This is a genomic window from Streptomyces flaveus (assembly GCF_014647675.1).
GTDB classification, from domain to species: Bacteria; Actinomycetota; Actinomycetes; order Streptomycetales; family Streptomycetaceae; genus Streptomyces; species Streptomyces flaveus.
On record NZ_BMPQ01000001.1, the window covers coordinates 154,877 to 169,656 of the forward strand.

A 14,780-nucleotide genomic window follows, 5' to 3' on the forward strand; every position below is an offset into this window, starting at 1 on the left:
CACCGGAATGGGCGCCGGTCAGCACGTACGGCGAAGCCTTCCGGGCACGAGAACAAGCCCCGGTCGACCAGCCCGCCGCCCGGCGTCAGCGACCGTTGAAGGCATCCTTCAACCGCGAGAACAGACCCTGCTGCCCCGGCTGGAACTGCCCCGTAGGCCGTTCCTCCCCCCGCAGCTTCGCCAGCTCGCGCAGCAGCCGCTCCTGCTCCACGTCCAGCTTGCTCGGGGTCTGGACCTCGACGTGCACGATGAGGTCGCCGCGACCGCCGCCGCGCAGATGCGTGACACCACGGCCGTGCAGCGGGATCGACTGGCCGGACTGGGTGCCGGGGCGGATGTCGATCTCCTCCATGCCGTCGAGCGTCTCCAGCGGGACCTTCGTGCCGAGTGACGCCGCGGTCATCGGGAGGGTGACCGTGCAGTGCAGATCGTCGCCGCGGCGCTGGAAGGCGAGGTGCGGGACCTCGTGGATCTCGACGTAGAGGTCACCGGCGGGCCCGCCGCCGGGGCCGACCTCGCCCTCTCCGGCGAGCTGGATCCGCGTGCCGTTGTCGACACCGGCCGGGATCTTCACGGTCAGGGTCCGGCGGGAACGTACGCGTCCGTCGCCCGCGCACTCCGGGCAGGGGTTCGGTACGACCGTGCCGAAGCCCTGGCACTGCGGGCAGGGCCGGGACGTCATGACCTGGCCGAGGAAGGACCGCGTGACCTGCGAGACCTCACCGCGGCCGCGGCACATGTCACACGTCTGCGCCGAGGTACCCGGAGCCGCGCCCTCGCCGCTGCACGTGGTGCAGACGATGGCCGTGTCGACCTGGATGTCCTTCGTCGTCCCGAAGGCCGCCTCGTCGAGCTCGATGTCCAGACGGATCATCGCGTCCTGGCCGCGACGGGTGCGCGAGCGCGGGCCGCGCTGGGACGCCGTACCGAAGAACGCGTCCATGATGTCCGAGAAGTTCCCGAACCCGCCCGCGCCGAATCCGCCCGCGCCACCGCCGCCCGCCTGGGACAGCGGGTCGCCGCCGAGGTCGTAGACCTGCTTCTTCTGCGGGTCCGACAACACCTCGTACGCGGCGTTGATCTCCTTGAACCGCTCCTGCGTCTTCGGATCGGGATTGACGTCCGGATGCAGCTCGCGTGCGAGTCTCCGGAAGGCCTTCTTGATCTCGTCCTGTGACGCGTCGCGGCGCACGCCGAGTACGGCGTAGTAGTCCGTGGCCACTTATGACTCCGCCAGGATCTGTCCGACGTACCGTGCCACCGCTCGTACCGCTCCCATCGTTCCCGGGTAATCCATGCGGGTCGGTCCGACCACGCCGAGTTTGGCTACTGCCTCGCCGCCCGAACCGTAACCGACAGAGACGACCGACGTGGAGTTGAGTCCCTCATAGGCGTTCTCATGACCGATCCGCACCGTCATGCCCGAATCGCTTGCCTCACCAAGGAGTTTGAGCAGGACGACCTGCTCCTCCAATGCTTCCAGAACGGGCCGGATCGTGAGGGGAAAGTCATGTCCGAAGCGGGTGAGATTGGCGGTACCGCCGATCATCAGCCGCTCCTCCGTCTCCTCGACGAGCGTCTCCAGAAGGGTGGAGAGCACCGTCGAGACCGTGCCGCGGTCCTCGGCCTCGAAGGCCTCCGGCAGGTCCTGCACCAGCTGCGGGACGTCCGCGAAACGGCGGCCCGCGACCCGGCTGTTGAGCCGCGCGCGTAGATCCGCCAGAGACGTCTCCCCGAACGGCGCCGGGCAGTCGACCATGCGCTGCTCGACCCGTCCCGTGTCCGTGATCAGTACGAGCATGACGCGGGCCGGAGCCAGCGACAGCAGCTCCACGTGCCGCACCGTCGAACGCGTCAGGGACGGATACTGCACCACGGCGACCTGCCTGGTGAGCTGCGCCAGCAGTCGTACGGTCCGGCCCACCACGTCGTCCAGATCGACCGCGCCGTCGAGGAAGTTCTGGATCGCCCGTCGCTCGGGCGCCGTCATCGGCTTGACGCCCGCGAGCTTGTCGACGAAGAGGCGGTAGCCCTTGTCCGTGGGGATGCGTCCGGCACTGGTGTGCGGCTGCGCGATGTAGCCCTCGTCCTCCAGCGCCGCCATGTCGTTGCGCACCGTCGCCGGGGAGACCCCGAGACTGTGCCGCTCGGTGAGCGCCTTGGAACCCACCGGCTCTTCCGTGCCCACGTAGTCCTGGACAATGGCGCGGAGCACTTCAAGCCTGCGTTCACTGAGCATCGCGCACACCTCCAGCTGGTCTTTCCCGTGGGCATCGCCTGTCTGCGGTTGGCACTCAGCGCGCACGAGTGCCAGCATCCCGGCTCAAGTGTACGGCCGTGGGGTACGACCCCGGCAAGGGCGGACGTCGAGCAGACTTGCCGAAGTCCCGCGTGGTCCCGCGCCCCTTAGGGGCGCGGGGCTGTGACATATGCGGCTCCGCCGCGATGGGGGTCCCCCCGCGCGAGCTCGATTCGAGCGTGGGGGAGCGACCAGCCACGACGGACCCGCAGCTTCGAACCACACCTCCCAGCGGAGCGCGTAGCGTCGTTGCATGACGGTGACTTGGGAAGAGGCTGCGGGGTGCTGAACACGGTCTGGGCAGCTGCGGGGTGGGAGGAGCTCGCACCCGGAGTCGGGCGGTGCCGTCTTCCCGTGTGGGACTGCACGGTCGGGCTGGTCGTGGGCGAGGGAGCGGCGCTCATGATCGACGCCGGTTCGAGCGTGCGGGAGGGCGTGCGGCTGCGTACGGAGGCGCAACGGCTCCTCGGGGGTGGCAGGGTCACCCATCTCGCGCTCACGCATCCCCACTTCGACCATGTCCTCGGGGCGGCGGCGTTCGCGGGGGCCGAGGTGTTCGGCGCGGTGGGCGTGGACCGGGTACTCGTTCACGACCGCGAAGAGCTGCGCGCGGACGCCGTACGCCACGGCGCCGATCCGCTCGAGGCGGCCGAGGCGGCGGATCTCCTCGTCCGGCCGCGGCACCTGGTGTCCGGCGAGTGGACCCTGGACCTGGGCGGCGGCCGGCAGGTCCTGCTGGCGAACGTGGGCCCCGGCCATACGCCCCACGATCTGGCGGTCCTGGTTCCCGGCCCGCCCGGGGCGGAGGGCCCGGAGGTCGTCTTCTGCGGCGACCTGGTCGAGGAGTCCGGCGAACCCCAGGCCGGCTCCGACGCCGTACCGTCCCACTGGCCCGCGGCCCTGGACCGGCTGCTGGCCCTGGGCGGCGAGGACGCGGTGTACGTCCCCGGGCACGGCGCCGCGGTGGACGCAGGCTTCGTACGGGCCCAACGGGACGCGCTGGCAAGGCGTTTCGAGGCGTGATGAAGGTCGCGATGAAGGTCGTATGGGTATCGTCTGCCGAATGCGCCAGTACTCACCGGATCTGACCCCTCCCTGGAAGAAGTCCCAGCCCGTACCAAAGGTCGCGGCCGAGCCCGGCCTGGTCGTCGAGGAACCCGGCACCGGCTTCTGCGGCGCCGTGATCCGCTGCGAGGCGGCCACGGTCACGCTGGAGGACCGCTTCGGCAAACACCGTGTGTTCCCGCTGGAGCCGCGCGGCTTCCTGCTGGAGGGCCGGGTGGTGACGCTCGTACGTCCGTCGTCGGCGCCGGCCCGTCCTACCCGTACGGCATCCGGCTCGGTGGCCGTCCCCGGCGCCCGCGCCCGCGTGGCCCGTGCCGGGCGCATCTACGTGGAGGGCCGCCACGACGCGGAACTGGTCGAGAAGGTGTGGGGCGACGACCTGCGCATCGAGGGCGTGGTCGTGGAGTACCTGGAGGGCATCGACGACCTTCCGTCGATCGTGGCCGATTTCGCCCCCGGCTCGGACGCCCGCCTGGGTGTCCTGGTCGACCACCTGGTGCCGGGCAGCAAGGAGTCGCGTATCGCGGAGGCGGTGACGAGTGAGTACGCGTTGGTGGTGGGCCATCCGTACATCGACGTCTGGGAGGCGGTGAAGCCGTCGTCGGTGGGTATTGAGTCCTGGCCTCGTGTCCCGCACGGCCAGGACTGGAAGACGGGCGTCTGCCGGGCGCTGGGATGGCCGGAGAACACGGGGGCGGCGTGGGAGCGGATCCTTGGCTCGGTGCGCTCGTACCGGGACCTGGAGCCGGAACTTCTGGGCTCGGTGGAGCACCTGATCGACTTCGTCACGGCGCCGGAGTGACGGCTGCGTGCAGCGGGATTCGCCCCCGCCGCCCTTACCCGTCCCATACCAAGGGGCTCCGCCCCTGGACCCCGCTGGGGCTGCGCCCCAGACCCCCATCGGCCTGAACGGCCTCGTCCTCAAACGCCGGACGGGCTGAATTGTGCCTGGGGCCGGCTGCAAAGTGTCCCCTGGGCAAGGTTCCGCTTGGGCAGCGGAACCCCAGCTGCGGAAATCAGCCCGGGTCCGCGGAAAATCAGCCCCTCCGGCGTTTGAGGAGCGGGGGTTCGGGGGCCAGCCCCGGGATGGGACGGGTAAGGGCGGCGGGGGCGAAACCAACCCTCAGTCCACCAGGTTCCGCACCACCGCATCCGCCAGCAATCTCCCCCGCAGCGTAAGAACAGCCCGCCCCTCCTCATAAGGCCCGGCTTCGAGAAGCCCCTCCGACAGCGCCCGCCGAGACGCCGCGAGCCCGTCCGGCCTCAGCAAGGACAACGGGCACCCCTCCCGGAGCCGCAGCTCCAACAGGATCCGCTCCACGCGGCGGTCCTCCTCGGAGAGGAGCTCGCGCCCGGCGCCAGGCGACCTGCCCGCCGCCAAGGCGCCCGCATACGCCCCCGGATGCTTGACGTTCCACCACCGCACACCCCCCACATGGCTGTGCGCCCCCGGCCCGGCCCCCCACCAGTCGGCCCCACGCCAGTACAACTCGTTGTGCAGACACCGCCCCGCCCCGGACGTGGCCCAGTTCGACACCTCGTACCAGTCGAACCCCGCCCCCGACAGCACCTCGTCCGCGATCAGGTACCGGTCCGCGTGGACGTCGTCGTCCGTCATCGGGACCTCACCCCGCCGGATCCGGCGCGCCAGCTGCGTCCCTTCCTCGACGATCAACGCGTACGCCGACACATGGTCAGGGCCGGCCCCCAGAGCCGCCTCCAACGACGCTCGCCAGTCGTCGTCCGACTCCCCCGGCGTCCCGTAGATCAGGTCCAGGTTCACATGCTCGAACCCCGCCGCCCGCGCCTCGGCGACGCACTCCTCGGGGCGCCCGGGCGTATGCGTACGGTCCAGCACCTTCAGCACATGCTGCCGGGCACTCTGCATCCCGAACGAGACCCGGTTGAAGCCCCCGGCCCGCAGTGCGGCCAGATACGCCGGATCCACCGACTCCGGATTCGCCTCCGTCGTGATCTCCGCATCCTCCGCGAGCCCGAACTCCTCCCGGATCGCCCCCAGCATCCGTACGAGATCATCGGCGGCCAGCAGCGTGGGCGTACCGCCGCCGACGAAGACCGTGCGCACCGGACGGGGGTCGTCGCCCAGGACCTTGCGGGCCAGGCGGACCTCGTCGATCAGGGTCGAGGCGTAGTTGTCGCGGGAGGCGAGGACACCCCCGCTGCCCCGCAGCTCGGTCGCGGTGTACGTGTTGAAGTCGCAGTAGCCGCAGCGCGTCGCGCAGTACGGCACGTGCAGATAGAACCCGAGAGGGCGCAAGGCCGCGCCCGCCAGGGCGTGCGCGGGGAGCGTCCCGTCGTGGGGGACGGGCTCACCGTCGGGAAGTGCGGAAGGCATGCCTTCCATTGTCCAGCACCGCCAGCAGTTCCCGGCCTACTCCGCCTGCAGCACCAGCAGCGCGAGATCGTCCTCCGGCGGTTTCGACCCGAACTCGTGCACCAGACGCCGGACCCGCTCCGCGATCAGCTCGGCGCTCAGCCCCGCACAGCTGCTGAGGACGGTGGCGAGACCGTCGGAGTCGTCGAACTGGTGGGTCCCGCTGCGCCGCTCCGTCACCCCGTCCGTGACGCACAGGAGGCTGTCGCCGGGGCGCAGCTCGAAGCTGTCGCTGGTGTACGTCGCGTCCTCGAAGACGCCGAGGAGCGTCTGTGGCTGGGCCACCTCGGTCAGCACCGAGCCGCAGGGTTCCAGGACCAGCGGCAGCGGATGCCCGGCGGAGGCGAGGGTGCAGTGCACACCGCCGTCGTAGGGGACCAGCTCGCCGTACAGCAGGGAGAGGAACCGGTTCTGCGGACCCTCGTCGGCGAGGCCGGAGCCACCGGCCGCCACCAGGGAACGGGCGGCGGCGTCCGCGGCCTCGGTCGCGTCGTCGAGGAGCAGCTGGTTGAGGCGGTCGAGGACGTCGGGCACCTCGTAGCCCTCGCGGGCGAGCAGCCGCAGCCAGGGCCGGGCCAGACCGATGACCACGGCGGCCTCGGGACCCTTGCCCTGGACGTCGCCGAGCGCGAAGCACCAGCGTCCGTCCCCGGCCGGGAACAGGTCGTAGAAGTCACCGCTCGGCCCGCCCTTGTCGCACGGTTCGTACACGAGCGCGCTGCGTACGCCCGGTATTTCGGCGACCGCCCCGGGCAGCAGGCCACGCTGCAGTACGCGGCTGATGGTGGCCTGGCGCGCGTACTGCCGGGCCGCCCCGATGGCGAGTGAGACCCGGCGGCTGAGGTCCTCGACGAGCCCGGTGATCTCGTCGGGGAAGCGGACGAGTCCGGCCCGTCCGATGACGAGTGTGCCGAGCGGCCGGCCGCCCGCGATCAGCCGGTACGCGAGTGCCGTCCCGCTCTCCGCGCCCGCACCGAGCGCTTGACCGGGCCAGGGCACGGTGACGGGGCTGGAGCCCGCCGAGTCGGGCACGCGCGGCGGATCCTTCTCCAGGAACAGGCGCAGTTCCTCGATGCGGTTCTCGCTGCCGTGCCAGACGCGGGCGAGCCGTTGTCCGCCGACCAGGCCCCAGTCGGAGCGGCCCGGTGCCTCGTCCTCCAGCCACACCGCGCACCAGTCGGCGAGCCGTGGCACGAGCAGCTGCCCGGTGAGCGCGGCGACCAGGTCCTCGTCGAGCTGTCCGGCGAGCAGGTCGGAGGCCTCGGCGAGGAAGCAGAGGGCGCCGCGGTTGAGCCATTCCCGGTCCTGCAGCGGTACGCCGCGCCGGGGCGCGGGGGTGAGGATCTCGGCGGCCCGCACCCCGCGCAGCAGGGCGTGTTCACCGGCGTACGCCTCTGGCTCGGCCGTCTCCTCGACGGGCGCCACCTCGTCGACGGGTAGCCGCGCCCACACCATCTTGGTGCCGGTGCGGTAGGTGATGCCCCAGGACTCGGCGAGCGCGGAGACGAGCCGCAGACCGCGCCCGTACTCGAGGGTGTCGGACGACCGCTCTACGCCGTCGTCGCGCACCACGCGCGCGGGGTGGTGGTCGGCGACTTCGATGACGAGCACACCGGCCGGTCCCCCGCCGGCGTCCTCAGTGATCTCGGCGGCCTCGATGCGCGTCTGAAGGTCCACGTCCGTGCCGGCGTGCACGACCGCGTTGGTGACGAGTTCGCTGACCACCACCACGGCGTCGTTGACCAGCCGGTCGGTGATGAACTCGACACCGGGAAGGGCGAGTTCGGTCCACTCCGCGAGGGCGGTGCGGACGAAGCGGCGGGCGGCTCCCGGCGCGAGAGGGTTGCCCGGCAGCGACGTACGCGCGGTCGGGCGCGGGCGCTCAGGCGTAACAGGAGCACGAGACATGGCATCCCGTCGCGTTGGTGTGGCCCCCACTGTGTGGCTCCCTGAGCAGTTGGACGAATAGGCCTCAGGCGGCATCGACAGAGTGACAGACTGGCCCGGCCCATAAGCGCCGAGTTACCGAAGTGGGCTCGCATGAGTGAGAACAGTGCTACGCATGTGCTCGAAGACGGACAGATTCGGGCATCAGATCTACGTCCTCTGCTCGCCGCCATGACCGCCACCCGGGACGGCGACTTCACGAAGGTGCCGGAGTCGGGGCAGGGCCTGGTGGCCGAGCTCAACACGGTGTTCAACCAGATCATGGGCCGTGACGCGCACTTCAACTCCGAGGTGCAGCGCGTCCGCCGGGAGCTGGTGCGCCACGGCCGCCTGGACGAGCGGCTCTCCGCGAGCCCCGGTCAGGGCCAGTGGACGACCAGGGTCGACGAGGTGAACCAGCTGCTCGACGCGCTGGTGGCGCCCGCCGCGAACGCGACGCGCGTGCTGGACGCGGTGGCGGGAGGCGATCTGACCCAGCGGGTCGACCTGCATGACGGGAACCGTCAGCTCCGGGGCGATCTACGCCGGTTGGGGCGAGCGGTCAACAAGATGGTCGATCAGTTGTCTCTCTTCACCGGAGAGGTGACCCGGGTCGCGCGCGAGGTCGGCACGGAGGGGCGGCTTGGCGGTCGCGCCAAGGTGACGGGTCTGTCCGGGAGTTGGCGGGACGTCACCGAGGCCGTCAACACGATGGCGTCCCGGCTGACGGCCCAGGTGCGGGACATCGCCCTGGTGACGACGGCGGTGGCCCAGGGCGACCTGACCCGCACGGTGACGGTGGAGGCGACGGGCGAGCTGCTCGAACTGAAGCTGACCGTGAACACGATGGTCGACCAGCTCTCCGCCTTCGCCGACGAGGTCACGCGGGTGGCCCGCGAGGTCGGCACGGAGGGCCAGTTGGGCGGCCGGGCGCAGGTGCGCGGTGTCTCCGGGGTCTGGAAGGACCTCACCGACAACGTGAACTTCATGGCGTCCAACCTGACCAGTCAGGTCCGCAATATCGCCCAGGTGACGACGGCCGTGGCCAACGGCGACCTCAGCCAGAAGATCACGGTCGACGCACAGGGCGAGATCCTCGAACTCAAGTCGACGATCAACACGATGGTGGACCAGCTCTCCGCCTTCGCCGACGAAGTGACCCGCGTGGCCCGCGAGGTCGGCACCGAAGGAAACCTGGGAGGTCGCGCTCAGGTCCGTGGCGTATCGGGAGTCTGGAAGGACCTCACCGACAACGTCAACTTCATGGCCGACAACCTGACTTCACAGGTGCGGAACATCGCCCTCGTCTCGACCGCCGTCGCCCAGGGCGACCTCGGCAAGAAGATCACGGTGGAGGCGAAGGGCGAGATCCTGGAGCTGAAGTCGACGATCAACACGATGGTCGACCAGCTCTCCGCCTTCGCCGACGAAGTGACCCGCGTGGCCCGCGAGGTCGGCACCGAAGGAAACCTGGGAGGTCAGGCCCAGGTCCGTGGCGTATCCGGGGTCTGGAAAGACCTCACCGACAACGTCAACTTCATGGCCCTGAACCTGACTTCGCAGGTCCGCAACATCGCCCAGGTGACGACAGCCGTCGCGAACGGCAACCTGTCCAAGAAGATCACCGTCGACGCCCGCGGCGAGATCCTCGAACTCAAGGACACCGTCAACACGATGGTGGAGCAGCTGCGCGCCTTCGCCGACGAGGTGACCCGGGTGGCCCGCGAGGTCGGCACGGACGGACGGCTCGGCGGGCGCGCACAGGTCCTCGGCGTCTCCGGCGTGTGGCGGGACCTGACCGACAACGTCAACTACATGGCGGACAACCTCACTTCGCAGGTACGGAACATCGCGCAGGTCGCCACCGCCGTCGCCCAGGGCGACCTCTCCAAGAAGATCGACGTGGACGCGCGCGGCGAGATCCTGGAGCTGAAGACCACGATCAACACGATGGTGGACACCCTGTCATCGTTCTCGTCCGAGGTGACGAGGGTGGCCCGCGAGGTGGGTTCTGAGGGCCAACTCGGCGGTCAGGCACGGGTCGAGGGCGTGTACGGCACCTGGAAGCGCCTGACGACGAACGTGAACGAGCTGGCCTCCAACCTCACCACCCAGGTACGCGCCATCGCCGAGGTGGCGTCCGCGGTGGCCCAGGGCGACATGTCCCGCTCCATCTCGGTGGAGACCCGCGGCGAGGTCACCGAACTGAAGGACAACATCAACCTGATGGTGGCCAACCTCCGCGAGACGACCCGCGCGAAGGACTGGCTGGAGTCGAACCTCGCCCGCCTCGCCGCCCTGATGCAGGGCCACCGCGACCTGATGGAGGTCGCCGACCTGCTCCTGCGCGAGCTGACGCCGCTGGTCAACGCCCAGTACGGCGCGTTCTATCTGGCCGACCCCGACGAGGACAGCCCGGCGGGGCGAACGGCCGTCCCCGGCAAGGGGCTTGCCTTCATCGCCGGGTACGGGGCGGCACAGGGCGCGACCGTGGAGACCGGTGGGCTCCCGGTGCACGGGCTTGTGGCGCAGGCGGCCCGGGAGAAGAAGCGGATCCTCGTCGAGGAGGCCCCGCCGGACTACATCAAGATCAACAGCGGTCTTGGTGAGGCGTCCCCGTCCAGCGTCGTCATCATCCCGATCCTCTTCGAGGACATGCTCCTCGGCGTGATCGAACTGGCGTCCTTCTCCCGCTTCTCCGACGTCCACCTCGCGTTCTTCGACCAGTTCGTGAACACCATCGCCGTCGCGATCAACACCATCATCGCCAACTCCCGTACGGAGTCCCTGCTCGGCCAGTCCCAGCAGCTGGCCACCCAGCTCCAGGAACGCTCCGACGAACTCCAGCGCCAGCAGGCCGAGTTGCAGCGCTCGAACGCCGAACTGGAGGAGAAGGCCGCGCTTCTGGCGACCTCGTCGCAGTACAAGTCGGAGTTCCTGGCGAACATGTCGCACGAGCTGCGCACCCCGCTGAACTCCCTCCTCATCCTGGCCCGCCTGCTCTCCGACAACCCGGACGGTCATCTCTCCGACCAGGAGGTGCAGTTCGCGTCCACGATCCACCGTTCGGGCTCGGACCTGCTCCAGCTGATCAACGACATCCTCGATCTGTCGAAGATCGAGGCCGGCCGGATGGACGTACGCCCGAAGAAGCTGCCGCTGATCAAACTGCTCGACTACGTCCACGCCACGTTCCGGCCGCTCACGCTGGACCGGGGGCTCGCCTTCGAGGTGGCGGTCGGCGAGGACGTACCGCGCGAGATGTACTCGGACGAGCAGCGCCTCCAGCAGATCCTGCGCAATCTGCTGTCCAACGCGATCAAGTTCACCGCGAACGGCCGGGTCGAGCTGCGCGTCAACCGCGTCAAGGACCCCGACCACCGCTACACGCGCGGCGACCACGACGATGTGGTCGCCTTCACGGTCACCGACACCGGTATCGGTATCGCACCGGAGAAACTCCCGGTGATCTTCGAGGCGTTCCAGCAGGCGGACGGAACCACCAACCGCAAGTACGGCGGCACGGGCCTCGGCCTGTCCATCAGCCGCGAGATCGCCAGGCTGCTCGGCGGCCGCATCATCGCCGAGAGCGAGCCGGGCAAGGGCTCCACCTTCACGCTGTACGTCCCTGTCGCCAGCCCCGGTCACTCGGCGACCGGGCCCGTACCCGAGGAGCGCCAGACTCCCGCGCCCGAGCAGTTGCCCATCGAGTCCACCGAGCCGCACACAGCCCAGGACACGGACGACACCTGGCCCACGCCCACCAAGCTGGAGGCGTGGAAGTCGGGCCGGGCGGGTCAACTCCTGCCGGGACGCCGGGTGTTGATCGTGGACGACGACATCCGCAACGTCTTCGCGCTCACCCATGTACTGGGGCGGGTCGGTATGCCCGTCCTGTACGCGGAGAACGGGCGCGAGGGCATCGAGACCCTGGAGCGCAATCCCGATGTCGAACTCGTCCTGATGGACATCATGATGCCGGAGATGGACGGTTACGAGACCATCGCCGCCATCCGCCGCACCCCGCGCTGGGCCGGCCTTCCCATCGTCGCCCTCACCGCCAAGGCGATGCCGGGCGACCGCGAGAAGTCCATCGCCCGCGGCGCCAACGACTACGTACCCAAGCCGGTGGACGTCGATCAACTGCTGACCGTCGTCTGCGCCCTCCTGGACCCGGCCGGACAAGACGACGAACAAGACGAACAAGACGACGACGCGAAGGCGGAGGGACCCGGCGAGGAGACAGAAACCGTCGGCCCCGCCCCCGTCCCGTCGCCGAACGACTGAGGCAGGCAGACCAACACCATGAGTACTGAGGCATCGACCGACCAGCGCGCCAACATACTCCTCGTGGACGACATGGAGGACAACCTGATCGCGCTGGAGGCCGTCCTGGGGTCCCTCAACGAGCCGCTGGTACGGGCCCGTTCGGGCGAGGAGGCGATGAAGGCGCTGCTGCGGCAGCGGTTCGCCGTCGTGCTGCTCGACATCCGTATGCCGGGCATGGACGGCTTCGAGACCGCCGCGAACATCAAGCGACTCGACCAGACCAAGGACGTCCCGATCATCTTCCTGACGGGCACGGACGCCGACGCGGGCTACGCCTTCCGCGGCTACGCCACCGGCGCCGCCGACTACCTCACCAAGCCCTTCGACCCCTGGGTCCTACGCGCCAAGGTCACGGTCTTCCTGGACCTCCACCGCAAGAACCGGCAGCTGGAACGGATGCTTGCGCGGCAGCGGGCACACGGCGCGCAAGTGAACGCCCGCCTGGACGCCCTGGAGAAACAACTGGCGGAGGGCTCCCCGGACTTGGCGGAGTTGCGCACGCAGGTCAGAGACCTACGGGTCTTGGTGACGGGAAACGGCGCCGTGTGACGTCGGGGTGCAAGGGGCGCGGGGCTGTGCCATTTTGCGGCTCCGCCGCGATGGGGGTCCCCCCGCTCTGGGGGTCCCCCCAGGCCCTTAAGGCACTGGGGGAGAATTCGAGAGTGGGGGAGCGACCAGCCACGTACGGCCCGCAGGGTGCGCCCCGTCAGGGGCGCGGGGCTGTGCCATTTTGCGGCTCCGCCGCGTGGGCGCGACCAGCCACGTACGGCCCGCAGCCAACAGCCGAACCGCAGTTCCCCGCGCCTCCTGGAGGAAACGCCCGCTGGAAACGCTCACGCCTCGCGAGAGCCGGCGTACATGTCATCGATCAGGTGCTTGTACTCCCGCTCGACAACCGGCCGCTTCAACTTCAGACTCGGCGTCAGCTCACCATGCTCGATGTCGAGGTCCCGCGGCAGGATCTTGAACTTCTTGATGGTCTGCCACCGCTGAAGCCCTTCGTTGAGCTGCTTGACGTACCCGTCGATGAGCTCGACCGTCGCGGGGGCGGCGACGACCTCGGCGTACGACTTGCCCTCCATGCCGTTCTCCTTGGCCCAGCCGAGGATGGACGGCTCGTCGAGCGCGATGAGCGCGGTGCAGAAGTTCCGGTCGGCGCCGTGCACGAGGATGTTGGAGACGTACGGGCACACCGCCTTGAACCGGCCCTCGACCTCGGCGGGCGCGATGTACTTGCCGCCGGACGTCTTGATGAGGTCCTTCTTGCGGTCGGTGATCTTCAGATAGCCGTCGGGAGACAGCTCGCCGATGTCACCGGTGTGGAACCAGCCGTCCTGCTCCAGGACTTCGGCGGTCTTGTCGGGCAGCTTGTGGTAGCCCTCCATGATCCCGGGCCCGCGCAGCAGGATCTCGCCGTCGTCCGCGATGCGCACCTCCGTGCCGGGGAGCGGCTTGCCGACCGTGCCGGTGCGGTAGGCCTCGCCGGGGTTCACGAAGGACGCGGCGGACGACTCCGTCAGCCCGTACCCCTCCAGGATGTGCACACCGGCGCCGGCGAAGAAGTAGCCGATGTCGGGCGCGAGCGCGGCCGATCCGGAGACACAGGCGCGCATGTTGCCACCGAAGGCCTCGCGTAGCTTGGAGTACACGAGCGCGTCCGCGATCTTGTGCTTGGCGCCGAGGCCGAAGGGCACGGAGGCCGTACCGGTCCTGCGGAAGTTGTCCTGGCTGACCTTCGCGTACTCGCGCGCGACCCCCGCCGCCCACTGGAAGATCTTGTACTTGGCTGGACCACCGGCACGGGCCTTGGCCGCGACGCCGTTGTAGACCTTCTCGAAGATGCGGGGCACGGCCGCCATGTACGTCGGCTGCACCACCGGCAGATTCTCGATGATCTTGTCCACCCGGCCGTCGACGGCGGTGACGTGCCCGACGTCGATCTGCCCGGACGTGAGCACCTTGCCGAAGACGTGGGCGAGCGGCAGCCACAGATACTGCACGTCCTCGGCACTGATCAGGCCGGTCGCGGAGGTCGCCTTCGCCATGTACGACCAGTTGTCGTGCGGCAGCCGTACACCCTTGGGGCGGCCGGTGGTGCCGGAGGTGTAGATCAGCGTGGCGAGCTGGTCGGAGGTGATCGCGGCGACCTTCTCCTTGATCAGGTCGGGGTTCTTCTCCAGGACGGCGGCACCGCGCTTCTCCAGCTCAGCGAGGGTGAGCACCCAGTCGCCCTCGTCCTGGGAGGAGTCCACGCCGGTGCCGTCGATGACGACGACATGGGTGAGTTCGGGGAGTTCGGCCCGCTTCTCGCGCGCCTTGGCGAGCTGTGCGGCGTCCTCCGCGATCAGGACCTTGCTCTCGGAGTCGGAGAGGATGAAGGCCGACTCCTCGGCGTTCGTCTGCGGGTAGACGGTCGTCGTCGCCGCGCCCGCGCACAGGATGCCGAGGTCGGCGAGGATCCACTCGACCCGGGTGGCGGAGGACAGCGCGACGCGCTGCTCGGGCTGAACGCCCAGTTCGATCAGGCCCGCGGCGATGGCGAAGACCCGCTCGGCCGCCTGCGCCCAGCTCAGCGACTTCCAGTCGTCCGGGCCTTCGCCGGATGCGGGGGGTACGGGGTAGCGGTAGGCCTCGGCGTCCGGTGTGGCCGCCACGCGCTCCAAGAAGAGGGCCGCCACGGACGGCGGACGGTTCTCGATCAGGGTTTGTGTGTCGCTCACGACATCCTCCGGGCCCGCGACAGTGTGCGGCTGGCTCTTTGCGGCT

Annotated in this window: 9 protein-coding genes; 4 read left to right on the forward strand and 5 right to left on the reverse strand. The window is 69.5% G+C overall.

Annotated features, from left to right (window positions below; translation table 11 throughout):
• Window positions 1-85 precede the first annotated feature (85 nt).
• Both dnaJ and hrcA read right to left on the reverse strand, forming a co-directional pair.
• On the reverse strand, window positions 86-1,222 hold the full coding sequence (gene dnaJ, locus IEZ21_RS00750) for a molecular chaperone DnaJ (RefSeq protein WP_189319956.1): 1,137 nt from the start codon (window positions 1,220-1,222) through the stop codon (window positions 86-88).
• Window positions 1,223-2,239 (reverse strand): heat-inducible transcriptional repressor HrcA, encoded by a 1,017-nt coding sequence (gene hrcA, locus IEZ21_RS00755; RefSeq protein ID WP_165341899.1) that lies wholly within the window; start codon window positions 2,237-2,239, stop codon window positions 1,223-1,225.
• A 345-nt stretch (window positions 2,240-2,584) separates the two neighbouring features.
• On the opposite strand from hrcA, the gene IEZ21_RS00760 reads away from it, so the two are divergent.
• Both IEZ21_RS00760 and IEZ21_RS00765 read left to right on the forward strand, forming a co-directional pair.
• Entirely contained in the window at window positions 2,585-3,322 is a 738-nt protein-coding gene (locus tag IEZ21_RS00760; RefSeq protein WP_189320347.1) for an MBL fold metallo-hydrolase, read from the forward strand.
• A 40-nt stretch (window positions 3,323-3,362) separates the two neighbouring features.
• Window positions 3,363-4,166, forward strand: a complete 804-nt coding sequence (locus tag IEZ21_RS00765) for a DUF3097 domain-containing protein (RefSeq protein WP_189319957.1) — start codon at window positions 3,363-3,365, stop codon at window positions 4,164-4,166.
• A 321-nt stretch (window positions 4,167-4,487) separates the two neighbouring features.
• Here the strand turns inward: IEZ21_RS00765 and hemW are convergent, their stop codons facing one another.
• Complete coding sequence (hemW, locus tag IEZ21_RS00770) at window positions 4,488-5,720, reverse strand: radical SAM family heme chaperone HemW (protein ID WP_189319958.1); 1,233 nt, start codon at window positions 5,718-5,720, stop codon at window positions 4,488-4,490.
• A 36-nt stretch (window positions 5,721-5,756) separates the two neighbouring features.
• Window positions 5,757-7,667 carry a SpoIIE family protein phosphatase gene (locus IEZ21_RS00775; RefSeq protein ID WP_246567179.1) on the reverse strand — a complete coding sequence of 637 codons (1,911 nt, stop codon included), beginning with the start codon at window positions 7,665-7,667 and terminating at the stop codon, window positions 5,757-5,759.
• A 210-nt stretch (window positions 7,668-7,877) separates the two neighbouring features.
• On the opposite strand from IEZ21_RS00775, the gene IEZ21_RS00780 reads away from it, so the two are divergent.
• Both IEZ21_RS00780 and IEZ21_RS00785 read left to right on the forward strand, forming a co-directional pair.
• On the forward strand, window positions 7,878-11,972 hold the full coding sequence (locus IEZ21_RS00780; protein ID WP_246567180.1) for a HAMP domain-containing protein: 4,095 nt from the start codon (window positions 7,878-7,880) through the stop codon (window positions 11,970-11,972).
• 18 nt (window positions 11,973-11,990) lie between these two features.
• Window positions 11,991-12,563, forward strand: a complete 573-nt coding sequence (locus IEZ21_RS00785) for a response regulator (protein WP_189319960.1) — start codon at window positions 11,991-11,993, stop codon at window positions 12,561-12,563.
• Between the two features lie 284 nt (window positions 12,564-12,847).
• On the opposite strand, the gene IEZ21_RS00790 is transcribed toward IEZ21_RS00785, so the two are convergent.
• Window positions 12,848-14,734, reverse strand: a complete 1,887-nt coding sequence (locus tag IEZ21_RS00790) for an AMP-dependent synthetase/ligase (RefSeq protein WP_189319961.1) — start codon at window positions 14,732-14,734, stop codon at window positions 12,848-12,850.
• Window positions 14,735-14,780 lie beyond the last annotated feature (46 nt).